Source organism: Staphylococcus edaphicus (assembly GCF_002614725.1).
Classification (GTDB): Bacteria; Bacillota; Bacilli; order Staphylococcales; family Staphylococcaceae; genus Staphylococcus; species Staphylococcus edaphicus.
Window position 1 is genome coordinate 19,697 of sequence record NZ_MRZN01000008.1, and the last position, 20,353, is coordinate 40,049.

A 20,353-nucleotide genomic window follows, 5' to 3' on the forward strand; every position below is an offset into this window, starting at 1 on the left:
AGAGAAGTCATACTGCATGATATAATAATATAATGTGTAATAGTGATGAAAGGGTGCTACATATGAGTGATAATATAGTTACAATATACGGAGAAGTGCCTGAACTTATTGAGAAAAAGTCAGCAGAAATAATTGACAAATACTTGAAAGCACCTAAAGATGATTTTAATTTTGTTAAATACAATTTATATGAAAGTGACTTATCACCAATAATCGAAGAGACATTAACAATGCCCTTTTTTTCTGATAAAAAAGTAGTACTTGTTCAAAATGCTTACTTGTTCACTGGCGAAAAAGCACCAAAAGATTTAAATCATAATATTGAGCAACTTATTGAATTTATAGAAAAATATGATGGGGAGTCCTTAATTATTTTCGAAGTGTATCATAGTAAATTAGATGAGCGTAAAAAATTGGTAAAAATATTAAAAAAGAATGCTCAAATTAAAAAAATAGAGCAAATGTCAGAGGAAGACATTAAGCTATGGATAAAAAATACGCTCCATGAAAATTTTAAAGATATTAAACAAGATGCACTTGAATTATTTTTAGAACTTACTGGTGTTAATTTTAATATAGTCAAGCAAGAACTTGAAAAATTAATTCTCTTTTTAGGTGATCGACCTACCATTAACAAACATGACGTTCATCAAATAGTTAATAGAAGTTTAGAGCAAAATGTTTTTCTACTAACAGATTTTATTCAGAAAAATAATAAGACAAAAGCTATTCAATTAGTAAAAGATTTGATTGCAATGAAAGAGGAACCTATTAAATTACTTGCGTTAATTACAAGTAATTATCGACTTTTTTATCAAGCTAAAATTTTAAGTCAAAAGGGATATAGTGGCCAACAAATTGCTAAAACAATAAACGTTCATCCATATAGGGTGAAATTAGCGCTTAACCAAGCAAGAAATTATCAACTTGAAAGTTTACTTAACATTATAGATTCGTGTGCGGAAACTGACTATAAATTAAAATCTTCATACATGGATAAACATCTCATTTTAGAATTATTTATTTTGTCGCTATAATACCATCAATGTTAAACAATGTGTTGATAAGTGGGGGGGATTTGCATCATACGCTTTGATACCATATTACAGATAAAAAAGTATAAAAAAAGTTCAAGCAATTGCTTGAACTTTAATATTATTTAGCAGCAGTCATTAATGATGACTTAATACGAGCAGCTTTGTTATCGTGGATTAAGTTGCGTTGCGCAGCTTTATCTACTTTTTTTAAAGCAAAGCTCAATAAGTCAGCTTTGTTATCAGCATTTGATTCAATAGCTGTATGAGCTCTTTTAACTGCTGTACGCATTTCATTTTTTTGAGAAATATTACGTTCTTCAGCAGTACGTGTTGTATTAACACGTTTGATTGCAGATTTGATGTTTGGCATGTGTGTCACCTCCTAAAAGTGATCTTCGCTATCAAAATTAATTTGATTACAACAAGAAATATTTTATCAAAACAAGAAGCTTTCTGCAATCATTTATTTATGTGCAGCGCGTAAATAAAATATAAATGATACAATATTGTGTGGAGAAATTGATTATTTACTTATTAAACTCTAGCAATAAGAGTAAATTAAAAATTTGAAATATTACTTTATCGAAGATGAATGTTTTGCAAGTTTGCAATTAACTTGTAAAAACGTTATTATATCAAAGAATGTCATACATATAAACGGGCTAGAATTATGAAAGTGAGAAGGATAATACATGGATAAACAAGATCGTTATAATCGACGCAAAAATATAAGAAACTTTTCTATTATCGCACATATAGACCACGGCAAATCTACATTAGCTGATAGAATATTAGAAAATACTAAATCAGTTGAAACAAGAGATATGCAATCACAATTGTTAGATTCTATGGATTTAGAAAGAGAACGTGGTATTACAATAAAATTAAATGCAGTACGATTAAAGTATGAAGCAAAAGATGGAGAAACTTATACATTCCATTTAATTGATACACCTGGACACGTAGATTTTACATATGAAGTGTCTAGGTCACTTGCAGCATGTGAAGGTGCGATTTTAGTAGTAGATGCAGCACAAGGAATTGAAGCGCAGACTCTAGCTAATGTTTATTTAGCACTTGATAATGATTTAGAACTTTTACCAGTTATCAATAAAATCGATTTACCTGCAGCTGAGCCAGAACGTGTGAAACAAGAATTAGAAGATGTGATTGGACTTGATAAAGAAGATGTCGTTCTTGCTAGTGCGAAATCAAATATTGGTATAGAAGATATCTTAGAAAAAATTGTCGAAGTCGTACCGCCGCCAGAAGGTGACCCAGAAGCACCATTAAAAGCATTGATTTTCGATTCCGAATATGACCCATATAGAGGTGTCATTTCTTCTATACGTGTCATGGAAGGTATAGTTAAAGCAGGAGATCGCATAAAAATGATGGCTACTGGCAAAGAGTTTGAAGTAACTGAAGTAGGAATCAATACGCCAAAACAGTTATCTGTTGAAGAACTTACTGTTGGCGATGTAGGTTATATTATTGCTAATATTAAAAATGTTGATGATTCTCGTGTAGGTGATACAATCACACATGCAGAAAGACCAGCCGAAGAAGCACTGCAAGGTTATAAAAAAATGAACCCAATGGTATTTTGCGGATTATTCCCAATAGATAATAAAGATTATAATGATTTGAGAGAAGCCTTAGAAAAGCTTCAATTAAATGATGCCTCTTTAGAGTTCGAGCCTGAATCTTCACAAGCGCTAGGATTTGGTTATCGTACTGGTTTCTTAGGTATGTTACATATGGAAATAATTCAAGAACGAATTGAACGTGAATTTGGTATTGAATTAATTGCAACAGCACCATCTGTAATTTATCAATGTATTTTAAAAACCGGTGAAGAAGTATCCGTTGATAATCCTGCTAATATGCCGGATCGTGATAAAATAGAAACAATTTATGAACCATTTGTTAGAGCTACAATGATGGTTCCAAATGATTATGTTGGCGCAGTAATGGAATTGTGTCAGCGTAAACGTGGTCAATTTATAAATATGGAGTATATGGATGATATTAGAGTGAATATTATTTATGAAATTCCCTTGTCAGAAGTAGTATTTGACTTCTTTGACCAACTAAAATCCAATACCAAAGGTTATGCTTCTTTTGATTATGAATTTATTGATAATAAAGAAAGTGATCTAGTTAAAATGGATATTTTACTAAATGCCGAAAAAGTCGATGCTTTAAGCTTTATTGTTCATAAAGAGTTTGCTTATGAACGTGGTAAAGTGCTAGTTGATAAATTGAAAACATTGATTCCAAGACAGCAATTTGAAGTTCCAGTGCAAGCAGCTGTAGGACAAAAAATTGTTGCAAGAACTAATATTAAATCTATGGGTAAAAATGTACTTTCTAAATGTTATGGTGGAGATATTACTCGTAAGCGAAAATTATTAGAAAAACAAAAGGCTGGTAAAGCCAAGATGAAAGCTGTTGGTAATGTAGAAATACCACAAGATGCTTTCCTTGCTGTACTAAAAATGGATGAAGATTAATATAATTTATAAATTGGGGCCTTAAATCCAAAAGATTTATGGCCCAGTTTTTATGATAAATCAAGTTTCATAATGAAAGTGGGTGAGCCACAATATGGAAGTGAAAAGTGCTTATATACATATTCCTTTTTGTGTAAGAATATGTACGTATTGTGATTTCAATAAATATTTTATTCAAAACCAACCGGTAGATGAATACTTAGACTGCTTAATAAAAGAAATGCAGGGCAGTAAGACTAAGGTGTTAGAAACAGTTTTTGTTGGTGGAGGTACGCCAACGGCTCTTAGTTACGAACAACTGAAACGTTTACTAATTGCTATTACTAATATTTTTGAAATCAAGGGAGAATTTAGTTTTGAAGCAAACCCAGATGAATTAACATTGGAAAAAGTTCAATTGTTAAAAGACTTCGGAGTTAATAGATTATCAATGGGCGTTCAAACTTTTAAACCGGAACTTTTGGAAATTCTAGGTAGAACACACAACACATCAGATATTTACCAAGCAGTGACAAATGCTAGAGAAGTAGGTATACCTTCTATAAGTCTAGACTTGATGTATCACTTGCCAAAACAAACTATAGATGACTTTAAAGATAGTTTAGAGAAGGCGCTTGCTATGGATATTGATCATATATCGAGTTATGGTCTTATTCTAGAACCTAAAACTCAATTTTATAATATGTATAAAAAAGGAAAGTTAAAAATACCTAACGAAGATATTGGCGAGGAAATGTATGAGTATTTGCTAGAACGTATGCAACATTCTGAATTGCATCAATATGAAATTTCCAATTTTGGTAAAATAGGTCATGAATCAGAGCATAATAAAGTATATTGGAAAAATGAAGGCTATTATGGCTTTGGTGCAGGTGCAAGTGGTTACGTTGATGGTGAACGTTATAGTAATGTTAATCCGGTGAATCACTATATTAAAAAAATTAAGAATAATGAGAGACCCCTATTAAATTCCACGCGACCAACGAAAGAAGAGCAAATGGAAGAAGAAATGTTCTTAGGATTAAGAATGAACCAGGGTGTTAATAAGTCTAGATTTAATGAAAAGTTTAATTTAGCTATTGAAACAGTATATGGTGAAACGATTGGTGATTTAATTCAAAGAGAGCTCATTGTCGATAAACAAGGATTTATTTCAATGACAGAAAGAGGAAAGGTTATAGGAAATGTAGTGTTTGAGTCATTTTTATTAAATGTCTAAATTTTTATTAAAAACCAAAGCTTTAACATTGACTTACTTTGACCAATTTGATAAATTATAATTAGCACTTGAAACAAAGGAGTGCTAATGAGGTGAAAACATGATTAGTGATAGACAATTAAGCATATTAAATGCAATTGTTGAAGATTATGTTGATTTAGGTCAGCCAATTGGTTCCAAAACACTGATTGAACGACACAAATTAAATGTTAGCCCTGCTACTATTAGAAATGAGATGAAACAATTAGAAGATCTCGAACTAATAGAAAAAACACATACTTCATCCGGAAGATTCCCATCAGAATTAGGAATCAGATATTATGTGAATCGATTATTAAAAGAAACATCTCATCAACAACAAACTAAAATGCAGCGTTTAAAAGATTTATTAATTGAAAATCATTATGACATTTCATCTACATTGAGTGATTTTGCTAATGAACTTTCGATTGCATCGCAATATACAACGCTGGTAATGCGTCCGGATCATAAAAAAGACATAATCAATAATATCCATTTGATTAGAGCTAATGCTTATTTGGTTATTATGGTGGTTGTATTTTCATCGGGTCATGTTGAACATTTACATCTAGCATCTAAAGTTCCATTGCCCAATGAGGAACTAACCAAAATTTCCAATTTTGTAACTGCTAAATATAATGAATGGAACAACCATCATTTTGAAAATGAATTAAATGCTTTCGTAAAATCTGAAATAGAAAAAGATTTTATTAAAGAAATGATGAATATGATTGATGTACATTTTGATGATCAAAGTAATGGCATTTTTATGGGCGGAAAGGTTAAACTCATAGATGCGTTGAATGAATCAAACGTATCATCTATTCAACCGATTCTACAATATCTAGAGTCGAACAAAATCACACAGCTACTTGATGAAATGTCTAATTCATCGATTAATGTAAGAATTGGTCATGAAATAGAATCAAGTTTGAGTGATATTTCTATCGTAACAAGTGAATATCACATTGACGATAGACTTAAAGGTCAAATTGCGGTTATCGGACCAACGGCAATGAATTATCAGAACGTAATACGATTACTGAATACGATTTGGTAATTAAGAATTGTACTGGAGGGCAGAATATGACAGAACGAAATGAATCAGTTTTTGATCAGAACGAAGAAGTTAATGACGAAACTTCACAAAGCGATTCAGTTGAAAATACTGATGAAACTATAGAAACATCACAAGATAATCTGCAGGATGACGATTCGCAAGAGATTACAGAAGACGTAGATCCTAAAGATGAAGAAATTCAACAATTAAAAAATGATGTTAAAGAAAATGAAGAAAAATATTTGAGATTATATGCTGAATTTGAAAACTATAAGCGTAGAATCCAAAAAGAAAACCAAATAATGAAAGAATATAAAGCACAAGATGTATTAAATGATATCTTACCTACAATAGATAACATAGAGCGTGCTTTAGAAATTGAAGGTGAAGATGAACAATTTAAATCACTTAAAAAAGGTGTAGAAATGGTTCATGAAAGTTTATTAAATGCCTTAAGAAATAACGGTTTAGAAAAAATTGATACTGAAGGTCAACAATTTGATCCAAATGTGCATCAAGCAGTAGTTCAAGATGATAATCCTGATTTTGAGTCAGGCCAAATTACGCAAGAACTACAAAGTGGATACAAGTTGAAAGAAAGAGTTTTAAGACCTTCAATGGTTAAAGTAAATCAATAATTCGTTTATTGTTGAAAACACCAAATTATCAAACATATTAGGAGGAATTTATTTATGAGTAAAGTAATAGGTATTGACTTAGGTACAACAAATTCATGTATTGCAATTTTAGAAGGTGATGAGCCAAAAGTAATCCAAAACCCTGAAGGCGCTAGAACAACTCCATCTGTAGTTGCATTCAAAAATGATGAAACTCAAGTAGGCGAAGTTGCAAAACGTCAAGCAATTACTAATCCAAACACAATTCAATCTATCAAACGTCATATGGGTACTGATTACAAAGTTGATGTTGACGGTAAATCTTATACACCACAAGAAATTTCAGCAATGGTTTTACAAAACCTCAAAAGTACTGCCGAAGATTATTTAGGTGAAAGCGTAGATAAAGCAGTTATTACAGTTCCGGCTTACTTCAATGATAGTGAACGTCAAGCTACTAAAGATGCAGGTAAAATTGCTGGTTTAGAAGTTGAACGTATTATCAATGAACCTACTGCAGCAGCTTTAGCATATGGTTTAGACAAAACTGAACAAGATCAAAAAGTACTTGTATTTGACTTAGGTGGCGGTACGTTTGACGTATCTATCCTTGAATTAGGTGACGGTGTATTCGAAGTACTTTCAACAGCAGGCGATAACAAACTTGGTGGAGATGACTTTGACCAAGTGATTATTGATCATTTAGTTGCAGAATTCAAAAAAGAAAATAGCGTAGACTTGTCTAAAGACAAAATGGCTTTACAACGCCTTAAAGACGCTGCAGAAAAAGCTAAAAAAGATTTATCTGGCGTATCTCAAACACAAATTTCATTACCATTTATCTCAGCAGGAGAAAATGGCCCATTACACTTAGAATTAACTTTAACTCGTTCTAAATTTGAAGAGTTAGCAGATTCATTAATTAGAAGAACTATGGAACCTACGCGTCAAGCAATGAAAGATGCTGGTTTATCAAGCTCTGATATCGATGAAGTTATCTTAGTTGGTGGTTCTACTAGAATACCAGCAGTACAAGATGCAGTTAAAAAAGAAGTTGGCAAAGATCCACATAAAGGTGTAAATCCAGATGAAGTAGTTGCTATGGGTGCAGCAATTCAAGGTGGCGTTATCACTGGTGATGTTAAAGATGTGGTATTATTAGACGTAACACCATTATCATTAGGTATTGAAATTATGGGTGGCCGTATGAACACACTTATTGAAAGAAATACTACTATCCCAACATCTAAATCACAAGTGTACTCAACAGCAGCTGACAACCAGCCAGCAGTTGATATTCATGTATTACAAGGTGAACGTCCAATGGCTGCAGATAACAAAACACTTGGTAGATTCCAGTTAACTGATATCCCAGCAGCACCACGTGGTGTACCTCAAATCGAAGTAACATTCGACATCGATAAAAATGGTATTGTAAACGTAACTGCAAAAGACTTAGGTACAAATAAAGAGCAAAATATTACAATTCAATCTAGCTCTGCACTTTCAGACGATGAAATTGATCGTATGGTTAAAGATGCCGAAGAAAATGCTGAAGCAGATAAAAAACGTCGCGAAGAAAGTGACTTAAGAAATGAAGCAGATAGTTTAGTATTCCAAGTAGAAAAAACAATCTCTGACTTAGGTGAAAACATCAGCGATGAAGATAAACAAAATGCAGAAGACAAAAAAGAAGCATTAAAATCTGCGCTTGAAGGCGAAGATATTGAAGATATCAAAGCTAAAAAAGAAGAATTAGAAAAAGTAGTTCAAGACTTATCTACTAAAGTTTACGAACAAGCTGCACAAGCACAACAACAAGCTCAAGGTGAAGAAGCAAATGCTTCTCAAGATAGCAATGTTGAAGATGCAGACTTCAAAGAAGTTAAAGATGATGACAACGAAGATAAGCAAAAATAAGTGAAGTCATTGACTAATTAATTGTTTTCAACAGAAATATATGACACAATTGCTTAGCCAAATTAAGTCAAAGTCAATTGAACATTGGCTTTGACTTTTTCCTTTTTTATAAAGATTTAATAAAACCGTAAAAGGAGAGATAAAAGTGGCCAAAAGAGATTATTATGAAGTCTTAGGTGTAAGCAAAAGCGCTTCTAAAGATGAAATTAAAAAGGCTTATCGTAAATTATCAAAGAAATACCATCCAGATATTAATAAAGAAGAAGGTGCTGATGAGAAGTTTAAAGAAATCTCAGAGGCATATGAAATTTTAAGTGATGACAATAAACGTGCAAATTATGACCAATTTGGTCACGACGGACCACAAGGTGGTTTTGGTGGCCAAGGATTTGGCGGTCAAGACTTTAGTGGATTCGGCGGTGGCGGTTTCGAAGATATTTTCAGTTCATTCTTCGGAGGCGGTCGACAACAGCGTGATCCAAATGCACCAAGAAAAGGTGACGATTTACAATACACAATGACTGTCACATTCGATGAAGCAGTTTTTGGTAGTGAAAAAGAAATTTCAATTCGTAAAGATGTCGCTTGTCATACGTGTGATGGTGAAGGTGCTAAACCTGGTACAAAGAAAAAAACATGTCATTACTGTAGTGGTTCAGGCCATGTTTCTGTTGAACAAAATACCATCCTTGGTAGAGTTAGAACAGAAAAAGTTTGTCCAGTATGTAGTGGTTCAGGTCAAGAATTTGAAGAACCATGCCCAACATGTCACGGTAAAGGCACTGAAAATAAAAATGTTAAAATTAGTGTAACAATTCCTGAAGGTGTAGATAATGAGCAACAAATCAGATTAGCTGGTGAAGGTGCACCTGGTGAAAATGGTGGACCTCAAGGTGATTTATACATTGTATTTAGAGTTAAACCATCAGAGAAATTCGAAAGAGATGGTGATGATATTTATTATTCTCTAGATATTAGCATCGCTCAGGCTACATTAGGTGATGAGGTTAAAGTTCCAACATTAAGTGGCAGTGTTATGTTGACGATACCTGCGGGTACTCAAACTGAAAAACAATTCCGCCTAAAAGAAAAAGGAATAAAAAATGTTCACGGTTATGGTTATGGCGATTTATTTATTAATATTAATGTCGTAACACCTACAAAAATCAGTGAGCGCCAAAAAGAATTACTTAGAGAATTTGCGGAAATTGATGGTGAGGAAATTTCAGAGCAACCGTCAAATTTTAGAGATAAAGCTAAAAGATTCTTCAAAGGAGAATAACCTATGAACTGGACTGAAGTTGCAATCGTTGCTAACCATGAGGTGTCACCCATAATTTCCAATATACTTGAAAATTATGGCTCAAATGGTGTTGTTATAGAAGATTCACAAGATTTAACGCGTACCTTTGAAGATAAGTATGGTGAAATATATGCTTTAAATGCAGATGATTACCCAGCTCAAGGTGTTAGAATTAAAGCATACTTTAATGAAATTATATATACAGAAGCTTTTAAACAAAGATTAGTAGAATCTATAAGAAGAATTGATAATCTTGACCTTAAGGCATTTAGCTATGAGGAGCAAATCATTAGAGAACAAGATTGGGAGAATGAATGGAAACATTATTTTCATCCTTTCCGGGCTTCTGAAAGATTTACTATTGTACCGAGTTGGGAAACATACCAACGAGTAGACGACGCTGAATTATGTATTGAGCTTGATCCGGGTATGGCATTTGGGACAGGTGATCATCCGACAACTGGTATGTGTCTAAAAGCAATTGAAGTATTTGTGAAGTCTAGCGATTCAGTTATAGATGTTGGTACAGGTTCAGGTATACTTAGTATTGCAGCATACTTATTAGGTGTTAAACGTATAAAAGCACTTGATGTAGATGAAATGGCTGTAAGGGTGGCTAAAGAAAATTTCCAAAAAAATAACTGTGAAAATGCTATTGAAGCAGTTCCTGGTAATTTATTGAAAGAAGAAACTGAAAAGTTTGATGTTGTCATCGCTAATATTTTAGCTCATATTATTGAAGAAATGATTGAGGATGCTTATAATACACTTAATGAAGGCGGTTATTTTATAACTTCAGGTATTATAGAAGAAAAACATGAGGCTATTGTTGACCATATGGAACACAGTGGTTTTAAAATTGTCGCTATCAATCATGACAATAGTTGGGTTTGTGTTGTCGGACAGAAAGTGAGCGATTGACATGCAAAGATATTTTATCAATCAAAACGCTGATATAAATCAGCGTTTTTGTATAAACGATGAAGGTGATATTCATCATATTTCAAATGTAATGAGGCTTCAAATAGATGACTATATTATTATTACATTTGCAGATCACTATGTTTATAAATGTAAAATTGTTAATATTACTTCTTCTAAAGTAACAGTTACTTTAGAAGAACGTATAAATATTGATACTGAATTACCTCAAAATATAACTATTTGTAGCGGCTTGATCAAAGCAGACAAATATGAATGGATGCTACAAAAGGCAACTGAATTAGGTGCAAGTGCCTTTATTGCTGTAGGTATGAAACGCTCAGTAGTAAAACTTACTGCAAATAAAATTGCAAAGAAAATAGAACGTTGGCAAAAAATCATCAAAGAAGCAGCCGAACAAAGTTATAGATTAGTAATACCGAATATTAATTATCAAGCATCTTTAAATGAAGTTTTTCAACAAGTTGCTGCCTATGATTATATTTTAATAGCATATGAAGATGCCGCTAAACAAGGTGAAGTTAGTAACTTTAAAAAAGTAATAAAACAATTTCAACATAATGACCGTATTTTAGTAATTTTTGGACCTGAGGGTGGATTAGCAGAAGAAGAATTAGCATTATTTAACGAACATGCGTACAATGTAGGTCTTGGTCCAAGAATATTAAGAGCCGAAACCGCGCCGTTGTATGTATTAAGTGCCATCAGCTACGAAAAAGATTTATTAAGCTAAATTGACGAATGCATTATATTAAAATACTTTTTTCAAATGTATTCATATTATTATTGTTTGTCTAAATGAATATCGTCAGAATTGATATAACAATGTATTTATTGAAATGATGGAAAATCAAAAAATGTGAATTTTAGTAATTGACCACATTAATTAGATATATTATACTAGTTTATACATGGTTAATACTATGTATTGATAATAAAGTTTCGTTGATATTTGGAGGGAGGGAAATACACATGTCTAAAACAGTAGTCAAAAAGAACGAATCACTTGAAGATGCGTTACGTCGTTTCAAACGTACAGTTTCTAAAAGCGGTACTATTCAAGAAGTACGTAAACGTGAGTTTTACGAAAAACCAAGCGTTAAGCGTAAAAAGAAATCAGAAGCTGCACGTAAACGTAAATTCAAATAATTAATAGTTTCGTTGACTCCCTCAACACCAACATTAATTATAAACCATAATAGCCTTAGTTGTAGTATACAGCTAAGGCTATTATTATGAAAAAATTTAAATTACATTTTTAACCTCAATATATAAGTAAACAATATTTATTTATATTAGTTGTGGAATCAAAAGATAAAAATGAAAATTTATTTAAAGATAATGGGATTTTATTGTGTAAACGGTATAATCACAGATTAGTTTCATGTATAATCAAGGTGAGAGCGAGGTGATAGAGTGATTCCTTCGAGTAGTTTACATACAATTTTTTCTTCCAATTTTGTCGAAGATGGAAATTGGATTGATGATATAGCTAGTTTTATAGTGCATCCAATTGGTGCATTAATTTTAACATGTATTATCTTTCTTGGTTTTTTATACCAATTATACTCTAATAAGATCAATATAGTCGGTATCATATCAACAATAGCACTTTTGATATTTTTCTTAGGCTTTTTTGTGAAAGGCGACGTCAATTTCTATTCTGTAATACTTTTTGCCGTAGGTGTCTTATTAGTAATAATTGAACTGTTTGTTGTTGGCGCAATTATCGGTATCATCGGTATGGCATTCATTATTTTCAGTATTATTACTTTAGGAGACGATTTGATCTTCATGATTGCAAATGTTGTCTTTGCATTAATCTTATCTATTATTGAGTGGGTGATACTTGTGAAAATATTCAAACGGAAAATTCCATTTTTAGACAAGGTTGTACTGAAAGACTCTACAAATGCAGAGGCAGGATACACTTCACATGAAGATCGCTCTCATTTAGTTGGGCAAACTGCAACTACAGCAACAGATTTAAGACCAGCAGGAATTATTTCATTTAACAATGAACGTATCGATGCTGTTTCAGATGGTTCTTTTATTTTAAGAAATAAACCAGTAACTATCTTAGAGGTTGAAGGTACAAGAGTCGTTGTAAGAGAAATCGAATCATAAAGGAGAGAAAGTATGATCGGATTAATTATAATCGTCGTAATTGTAGTATTAGCACTGTTGTTATTATTTTCATTTGTTCCAGTTGGATTGTGGATTTCAGCTATTGCTGCCGGTGTAAAAGTCGGTATCGGTACTTTAGTAGGTATGAGATTACGTAGAGTTTCTCCACGTAAAGTTATTTCACCTTTAATTAAAGCGCATAAAGCTGGTTTACATTTAACTACAAATCAACTTGAATCACATTACTTAGCAGGAGGTAATGTTGACCGCGTTGTCGATGCAAATATTGCAGCGCAAAGAGCAGATATAAATTTACCATTTGAACGTGGAGCTGCTATTGATTTAGCTGGACGTGACGTGTTAGAAGCAGTCCAAATGTCAGTTAACCCCAAAGTAATTGAAACACCATTTATTGCTGGTGTGGCAATGAACGGTATCGAAGTTAAAGCAAAAGCTCGTATTACTGTTCGTGCAAACATTGCTCGTTTAGTCGGCGGTGCTGGTGAAGAAACAATTATCGCTCGTGTTGGTGAAGGTATCGTTTCAACTATTGGTTCAAGTGAACATCACACCCAAGTCTTAGAAAATCCAGATAATATTTCTAAGACTGTATTAAGTAAAGGTTTAGATTCTGGTACTGCATTTGAAATCTTATCTATTGATATTGCTGATGTTGACATTAGCAAGAACATTGGTGCTGATTTACAAACTGAACAAGCACTTGCAGATAAGAATATTGCTCAAGCCAAAGCTGAAGAACGTCGTGCAATGGCTGTAGCACAAGAACAAGAAATGAAAGCAAAAGTACAAGAAATGCGCTCTAAAGTTGTAGAAGCTGAAGCCGAAGTACCACTAGCAATGGCTGAGGCATTACGTTCTGGTAACTTAGGCGTCAAAGATTATTACAATCTAAAAAACGTAGAAGCTGACACTGGTATGAGAAATTCAATTAATCAACGTACAAATCAAAATGATGATGAATCACCGGATAAATAATTAGGGGTGATTAAATGAATATAGGTATTATTATTTTTGTAATATCTGTGATTGTGACAATAATAAGCGCTATTAGTGATAATAGTCATAAAGATCGACAAAACCAAAAGCCACCAGTTAACAAAAAACAAAATGGTAGTGAGGGACAACCACAAAAACGTGGCTTCTTAGATGAGATAGGAAAAACATTTAAAGAAATTGAGAAACAGTTAAATGAAGACCCTATGTCACAAGAACGTGAAAAGCGTCATACCCCTCAACCTAGTCAAGCAGAAACTGAACCAGTTGAAACACGTGCAGAAAAAATGGAAACACCTAATCCCGAACGCACATCAAGAACCATGAGAACAGATAATGAAACAGAAGCTGAAAAAGCAAAACGTTCTCAACAACAAATAGATGATAAACTGCAAAAAGAATTAGAAGCAGATTTAATGGGACAAATTCAAGATGTACGTACACAAATTGATCGTGAGAATGAGAAAAAACTACAAAGAACAGAACGAAAAGCACGTGCAATTATTTCTGATAAATATTTATCAGAAAGAACGAAACGTTTTCGTTTGAATCAACTTATGAATGCGCATACGATACAAGGTTCAACTACAAACGATCAATTCAGATTTGCTGATGATGAGATTGTAAATGGTATCATTTGGTCAGAAGTATTAGAAAGACCTAGAAAATTATAATAGCATGACATGATTTCAAACGCCTTATAAATCAATGGAAATTGATGTTATAAGGCGTTTTTTACTGTAGTGATAAGAAAAATAATTTATTTCATCACGCATAATGTGTAATATCATTATAGTTTATATCACTTTGATTGGTAATAAAATTAGATAGAATGTAAATGTTCTGTTAAAATTAATGAAATCTAGTCCTATTCAATTCACTTTAAAATAATATCTTGATTATTCATGATATAATGATGGTGTGAAAATATTATTAATAAAAGGGTTAATGAATATATTATCATTTTGTAACTTAAAATCTAATAGGATAAAATAGAAGAAACGAATATATTTGTAAAGGAGCACTTATATGCCTGGAATTATTCAAATAAATGACATCAATGAAGCACAAGCACTCATTGGTAATAATGATGAACACCTTAAATCAATTGAGGAAGGATTTGATGTCATTATACATGCTCGTGGTCAAGAAATTGCTGTAAAAGGAGAGCAAATTGAGCATGTTCAAAAAGCTGAATCAGTACTAATCAATCTATTAAAAGTGATACAACAAGGTGTAACAATATCGATTAAAGATGTTGAGGCAGCTGTTAAAATGGCACAAAATGGTACGATTCAATACTTATTAGATTTATATGAAGATGAAATCACTAAAGATGCGTTTGGTAAGACCATTCGTGCAAAAACAATGGGTCAACGCTTGTATGTAAATGCGATGCACCATAATGATTTAGTATTTGGTGTAGGTCCAGCAGGTACAGGGAAAACGTTTTTAGCAGTTGTTTATGCAGCAAAACAGCTACGTAAGGGTTCTGTAAAGCGTATTGTTCTTACAAGACCTGCTGTCGAAGCAGGAGAGTCTTTAGGCTTTTTACCAGGAGACTTAAAAGAAAAAGTGGATCCTTATTTAAGACCACTTTATGATGGCTTAAACACTGTTTTAGGCAGAGAACAAACAGCTAGATTTATAGAAAGAGGTATTATTGAAGTTGCGCCATTAGCCTATATGAGGGGCAGAACTTTAGATGATGCGTTTGTGATTTTAGATGAAGCCCAAAATACGACACATGCGCAAATGAAGATGTTCCTAACAAGGTTAGGTTTTGGTTCGAAAATGATAGTCACTGGCGATAAAACACAAATTGACTTACCAAAAGGTGTTAAGAGTGGATTGAAAGAAGCAATTAAAAAATTAGAAAATGTAAAAGGATTAAGCATTCACCATTTAGACCAAACTGATGTGGTCCGCCATCCATTAGTGAGTAAAATTATTGATCGTTATGAAGGAGAAGAGTAAATGTTTACGATAGATTTTAGTGATCATACAGAATTAGTAAAAGATGAATGGTATACACAAATTGATAAATTACTTACTTTTGCAAAAGAACAAGAAAAGATTGAAGAAGAAGCTGAACTATCAATAACCTTTGTAGATAAAGCTGAAATTCAAGAGATAAATAAAATGTATCGGGATAAAGACAAAGTCACAGATGTTATATCATTTGCATTGGAAGAAGATGAACCCGAAATTACCGGTTTAGATATGCCGAGAGTACTGGGTGATATTATTATTTGTACCGATGTAGCACAAGAGCAAGCAGAAACATACGGGCATTCTTTTGAGAGAGAGCTTGGTTTCCTTGCATTACATGGCTTTTTACATTTATTAGGTTATGATCATATGGACAAACAAGAAGAAACCCAAATGTTTGGCCGTCAAGATCAAATATTGGATGCATATGGCTTAACTAGAGAATAGAGGTGCGTATGAACAGATTTAAATATGCCTTCCAAGGAATGGTTGTTTTACTAAATAAAGATAAGAAATTTTTATTACACCTCATCATTGGCTTGATTGTTATTGTTTGTGGCATGGTGTTTAATATCACTAAAATAGAATGGCTTTTTATTTTGTTAGCTATTGGTCTTGTACTTGCTTTTGAAGCTATAAATACGGCAGTTGAATTTGTTGTAGATTTGGTAACAACTGATTTTCATATTTTAGCTAAAAAAGCGAAAGATATTGCCGCATTTAGTGTTGTTATCAGTTCTATAATCGCTGTTTTAATAGGCCTTATGATTTTTTTACCATATGTTTTTTAAATAGTAGTGCAAATTCATGAAAATTGTTTATACTTAAAAAAGCGAAGTTTATAACAAAATATAAATATAGACATCTATAGTTGATGATGTTGACTATTAAATAGGGGAGATAAGACTATGGCGTACCAACCTCATTATTTTTCAGAAGTAAGAAAGGCACAAGAAAATGCTTATGCACCATATAGTCATTTTAAAGTCGGTGCATATTTAAGAACAAAAGATGGGAAAGCATATTACGGTTGTAATGTTGAAAACGCAGCTTATCCAATGGCCATTTGTGCAGAAAGATCAAGTTTAGTCTCTGCAATAGCTGATGGATATCGTCCTGATGATTTCGAGTCCATTACTGTAACAGTAGATGCCGATAAACCATCATCACCCTGTGGCGCATGTCGTCAAGTTATGAAGGAACTCTGCGAAGATGATATGCCAGTTTATATGACCAATCATAAAGGTGAAATGATTGAATCTACGGTTGGTGAGTTATTACCATTAGGATTTTCTGGAAAGGATTTAAATAAATGACAGAACATAAATCAGGATTTATATCAATAATCGGTAGACCAAATGTTGGGAAATCAACCTTTGTAAACCGTGTAATCGGACATAAAATTGCAATTATGTCTGATAAAGCACAAACTACACGTAATAAGATTCAAGGCGTAATGACACAAGAAGATGCACAAATTATTTTCTTAGATACGCCTGGTATTCATAAACCTAAACATAAATTAGGTGATTATATGATGCGTGTTGCGACAAATACATTATCAGAAATTGATGCAATTATGTTTATGGTTAATGTAAATGAAGATATTGGTAGAGGCGACGAGTATATTATGGATATGCTTAAGACCATTAACACGCCTGTGTTTTTAGTACTAAATAAAATTGATTTAGTTCATCCCGATCAATTAATGCCAAGAATTGACAAATATAAAAAATATATGGATTTTACAGAAATAGTGCCCATTTCTGCACTTGAGGGTTTAAATGTAGATCATTTTATTAATGTAATTAAATCATATCTACCTGAAGGTCCAAAATATTACCCAGATGATCAAATATCAGATCACCCTGAACAATTTGTAGTTGGCGAACTTATTCGAGAGAAAATATTACACTTAACAAGCGAAGAAATACCTCATGCAATTGGCGTCAATGTGGACCGAATGGTTAAAGAAGATGAAGATAGAGTGAGAATCGAAGCGACAATATATGTGGAACGTGATTCTCAAAAAGGAATCGTCATTGGTAAAGGTGGCAAAAAATTAAAAGAAGTAGGTAAACGTGCGCGTTTAGATATTGAAAGGTTATTAGGTTCTAAAGTATATTTAGAATTATGGGTTAAAGTTCAAAAAGATTGGCGAAATAAGGTTAACTTTATTCGTCAAATGGGCTATTTGGAAGATAGAGATTAAGTTTATTTCGAAAGTCGGTGGTTTCGTGTGTTAATCAAACAAAAAGGAATAATAATTAAAGCAGTTGATTATGGCGAATCCGATAAAATCATTACAATTTTAAATGAACATGGCGCAAAAGTATCTCTTATGGTACGAAGAGCTAAAAAAAGTAAAAACGGCTTACAAGCTAATACACAATTATTTGTGTATGGCTTGTTTATTTATTCCAAATGGAAGGGTATGGGTACATTAAGTTCGATTGACGTGATTGATCAAAATTACCACCTTCGTTTAGATATTTATGAGAGTAGCTTTGCCAGTCTATGTGCGGAGACAATTGATCGCTCCCTAGAGACAGAAGAAGTCTCACAATATAGTTATGATTTATTACATTTTGTCTTTGAAAAAATTAAAGAAGGTATTTCTGCACAACTTATGTCTGTGGTCGTACTATTAAAATGTATGACACGTTTCGGATTCAATGCAACATTCGATAAATGTGTGGTCACACAAAATCATGATCAATCTAAACTCATTGCCTATAGCTTTAAATTCGACGGTGCTATTTCAGAAGCGGTTAGCGTTCAAGATCAACATGCTATGATACTTTCTAATAAAACGTTATACTTACTAGACATTCTTCAAAAATTGCCTATTAATCAAATGAGTTCTTTAAGTATACATGATGATATCGTAGATGAAATGTCAGCGTTGGTCATCTTGCTTTATAAAGAATATGCTGGTATGTATTTTAAAAGTCAAAAATTAATAAACCAATTACACAGATTAGATAATCAATCTTAAATGATATTATGCAAGTTTAATGTACTTTTAGTCCGTTAAGCTTGTTTTTTTATACAACAAAAAAATAGATACCACTCAATGTTTGAATGGTATCTATTTAAAATTAAATTAAAATTTAACTTTTTCCGCTAAGAATGATTTTAATTCAGTTATTGGCATACGAATTTGTTCCATTGTATCGCGATCACGAACGGTAACTTTTTCATCTTCTAATGAATCAAAGTCAAAAGTGATACAGTATGGTGTACCGATTTCATCTTGTCTACGGTAACGTTTACCAATAGATTGTGATTCATCGAAATCTATTGAAAATTCCGCACTTAATTCTTCAAATACCTTGATTGCATCACCTGATAGTTTTTTACTTAATGGTAATACTGCAGCCTTATACGGTGCAAGAGCAGGGTGGAAGTGAAGTACTGTTCTTGAATCTTTACTTCCTTCAACGCCTTCCTCATCGTAAGCATCACATAAGAATGCTAAAGTTACTCGATCAGCACCTAATGAAGGCTCAATACAGTATGGAATGTATTTTTCTCCTGTTTCTTGATCGTGGTATTGGAAGTCTTCACCAGAATGCTCACTATGTTTTTTCAAGTCGAAATCTGTACGACTAGCGATACCCCATAGTTCGCCCCAGCCAAATGGGAAACGATATTCAATATCAGTTGTCGCATTTGAATAATGTGATAGTTCGTCTGCATCATGATCACGTAAACGTGTAGCTTCTTCGCTTAAATTTAAATCTTTAAGCCATTGACTTGCGAACGTTTTCCAATAATTTTGCCATTCGATTTCCTCGCCAGGTTTACAGAAAAATTCTAATTCCATTTGTTCAAATTCACGTGTTCTAAAGATAAAGTTACCTGGTGTAATTTCATTACGGAATGATTTACCGACTTGTCCTATACCAAAAGGTAATTTTTTACGCATTGTACGTTGAACATTTTTATAGTTAACGAAAATACCTTGTGCTGTTTCAGGACGCAAGAAAATTTCATTAGTAGAATCTTCAGTTACCCCTTGGAATGTTTTGAACATAAGATTAAATTGACGAATGTCAGTCCAATTTGCTGTTCCACTTACAGGACAAACAATACCTTCTTCATCAATAATACGTTTCATTTCATCAAAACTTAAACCATCAGCAACAAAATTTTCATCGCCTTTTTCATTCAACATATAGTCTTCGATAATTTTATCTGCACGATAACGAATTTTACTATCTTTGTTATCAATCATTGGGTCATTAAAATTACCTAGGTGACCAGAAGCTTCCCAAGTTTTAGGATTCATTAAGATTGCAGCGTCTATACCTACATTATATGGTGATTGTGTAATAAATTTTTGCCACCATGCTTTTTTAACATTATTTTTTAATTCTACTCCTAGTGGACCGTAATCCCACGTGTTTGATAGACCACCATAAATGTCACTACCTGGGAATACAAAACCTCTATGTTTTGCTAATGAAACAATAGTTTCCATATCTTTTGCCATTAAAAAATACACTCCTTTTTACATAAAAACGTCCCAAGACATAGAGAAAGCCAAAAAGCTTAATCTATGTCTTGGGACGAGTTAATC

At 32.8% G+C, this 20,353-nt stretch carries 21 protein-coding genes; 19 read left to right on the forward strand and 2 right to left on the reverse strand.

The annotated features are described in order from the left end of the window. Nucleotides 1–62 precede the first annotated feature (62 nt). A complete protein-coding gene (holA, locus tag BTJ66_RS06510) occupies nt 63–1,037 on the forward strand; it encodes a DNA polymerase III subunit delta (protein ID WP_099090162.1) in 975 nt (324 codons plus the stop codon). Between the two features lie 118 nt (nt 1,038–1,155). Here holA and rpsT read toward each other — a convergent pair whose 3' ends face one another. Further along, on the reverse strand, nt 1,156–1,407 hold the full coding sequence (rpsT, locus tag BTJ66_RS06515) for a 30S ribosomal protein S20 (RefSeq protein WP_099090163.1): 252 nt from the start codon (nt 1,405–1,407) through the stop codon (nt 1,156–1,158). 322 nt (nt 1,408–1,729) lie between these two features. Here rpsT and lepA point away from each other — a divergent pair, with 322 nt between their 5' ends. The 18 genes from lepA (at nt 1,730) to recO (ending at nt 18,766) form a co-directional block, all read left to right on the forward strand. Beyond that, the gene (gene lepA, locus BTJ66_RS06520; protein WP_099090164.1) at nt 1,730–3,553 is read left to right on the forward strand and encodes a translation elongation factor 4; all 1,824 of its coding nucleotides are present in this window, start codon (nt 1,730–1,732) and stop codon (nt 3,551–3,553) included. Between the two features lie 94 nt (nt 3,554–3,647). Continuing rightward, nucleotides 3,648–4,772, forward strand: coding sequence for a radical SAM family heme chaperone HemW (gene hemW, locus BTJ66_RS06525; RefSeq protein ID WP_099090165.1), 1,125 nt, complete (start codon nt 3,648–3,650; stop codon nt 4,770–4,772). Nucleotides 4,773–4,872: 100 nt separating this feature from the next. Beyond that, nucleotides 4,873–5,853 (forward strand): heat-inducible transcriptional repressor HrcA, encoded by a 981-nt coding sequence (gene hrcA, locus BTJ66_RS06530; RefSeq protein ID WP_099090166.1) that lies wholly within the window; start codon nt 4,873–4,875, stop codon nt 5,851–5,853. 26 nt (nt 5,854–5,879) lie between these two features. Beyond that, nucleotides 5,880–6,491, forward strand: coding sequence for a nucleotide exchange factor GrpE (gene grpE / locus BTJ66_RS06535; protein ID WP_099090167.1), 612 nt, complete (start codon nt 5,880–5,882; stop codon nt 6,489–6,491). 54 nt (nt 6,492–6,545) lie between these two features. Next, a complete protein-coding gene (dnaK, locus tag BTJ66_RS06540) occupies nt 6,546–8,390 on the forward strand; it encodes a molecular chaperone DnaK (RefSeq protein WP_099090168.1) in 1,845 nt (614 codons plus the stop codon). A 145-nt stretch (nt 8,391–8,535) separates the two neighbouring features. Continuing rightward, on the forward strand, nt 8,536–9,672 hold the full coding sequence (gene dnaJ, locus BTJ66_RS06545) for a molecular chaperone DnaJ (protein WP_099090169.1): 1,137 nt from the start codon (nt 8,536–8,538) through the stop codon (nt 9,670–9,672). 3 nt (nt 9,673–9,675) lie between these two features. Then, nucleotides 9,676–10,614: a 50S ribosomal protein L11 methyltransferase gene (prmA, locus tag BTJ66_RS06550; RefSeq protein ID WP_099090170.1), complete on the forward strand. Its 939-nt coding sequence runs from the start codon at nt 9,676–9,678 to the stop codon at nt 10,612–10,614. Between the two features lies 1 nt (nt 10,615). Continuing rightward, nucleotides 10,616–11,368 (forward strand): 16S rRNA (uracil(1498)-N(3))-methyltransferase, encoded by a 753-nt coding sequence (locus BTJ66_RS06555; RefSeq protein ID WP_099090171.1) that lies wholly within the window; start codon nt 10,616–10,618, stop codon nt 11,366–11,368. Nucleotides 11,369–11,607: 239 nt separating this feature from the next. Then, nucleotides 11,608–11,784, forward strand: a complete 177-nt coding sequence (rpsU, locus tag BTJ66_RS06560; protein WP_002483157.1) for a 30S ribosomal protein S21 — start codon at nt 11,608–11,610, stop codon at nt 11,782–11,784. Between the two features lie 267 nt (nt 11,785–12,051). Continuing rightward, nucleotides 12,052–12,762 carry an NfeD family protein gene (locus tag BTJ66_RS06565; RefSeq protein ID WP_099090172.1) on the forward strand — a complete coding sequence of 237 codons (711 nt, stop codon included), beginning with the start codon at nt 12,052–12,054 and terminating at the stop codon, nt 12,760–12,762. Nucleotides 12,763–12,774: 12 nt separating this feature from the next. After that, on the forward strand, nt 12,775–13,758 hold the full coding sequence (gene floA, locus BTJ66_RS06570) for a flotillin-like protein FloA (protein ID WP_099090173.1): 984 nt from the start codon (nt 12,775–12,777) through the stop codon (nt 13,756–13,758). A 14-nt stretch (nt 13,759–13,772) separates the two neighbouring features. After that, nucleotides 13,773–14,450, forward strand: coding sequence for a hypothetical protein (locus BTJ66_RS06575; RefSeq protein WP_099090174.1), 678 nt, complete (start codon nt 13,773–13,775; stop codon nt 14,448–14,450). Nucleotides 14,451–14,805: 355 nt separating this feature from the next. Next, entirely contained in the window at nt 14,806–15,753 is a 948-nt protein-coding gene (locus BTJ66_RS06580; protein ID WP_099090175.1) for a PhoH family protein, read from the forward strand. Then, nucleotides 15,754–16,215, forward strand: coding sequence for an rRNA maturation RNase YbeY (ybeY, locus tag BTJ66_RS06585; protein ID WP_099090176.1), 462 nt, complete (start codon nt 15,754–15,756; stop codon nt 16,213–16,215). A gap of 8 nt (nt 16,216–16,223) precedes the next feature. Further along, nucleotides 16,224–16,559, forward strand: a complete 336-nt coding sequence (locus tag BTJ66_RS06590; RefSeq protein WP_099090177.1) for a diacylglycerol kinase family protein — start codon at nt 16,224–16,226, stop codon at nt 16,557–16,559. 117 nt (nt 16,560–16,676) lie between these two features. Beyond that, complete coding sequence (gene cdd, locus BTJ66_RS06595) at nt 16,677–17,084, forward strand: cytidine deaminase (protein ID WP_099090178.1); 408 nt, start codon at nt 16,677–16,679, stop codon at nt 17,082–17,084. Continuing rightward, nucleotides 17,081–17,980, forward strand: a complete 900-nt coding sequence (era, locus tag BTJ66_RS06600; protein ID WP_099090179.1) for a GTPase Era — start codon at nt 17,081–17,083, stop codon at nt 17,978–17,980. Before cdd ends, era begins: the two co-directional genes overlap by 4 nt. 27 nt (nt 17,981–18,007) lie before the next feature. Next, complete coding sequence (gene recO / locus BTJ66_RS06605) at nt 18,008–18,766, forward strand: DNA repair protein RecO (protein WP_099090180.1); 759 nt, start codon at nt 18,008–18,010, stop codon at nt 18,764–18,766. A gap of 108 nt (nt 18,767–18,874) precedes the next feature. Here recO and BTJ66_RS06610 read toward each other — a convergent pair whose 3' ends face one another. Then, nucleotides 18,875–20,266 (reverse strand): glycine--tRNA ligase, encoded by a 1,392-nt coding sequence (locus BTJ66_RS06610; protein WP_099090181.1) that lies wholly within the window; start codon nt 20,264–20,266, stop codon nt 18,875–18,877. Between the last annotated feature and the right edge of the window lie 87 nt (nt 20,267–20,353).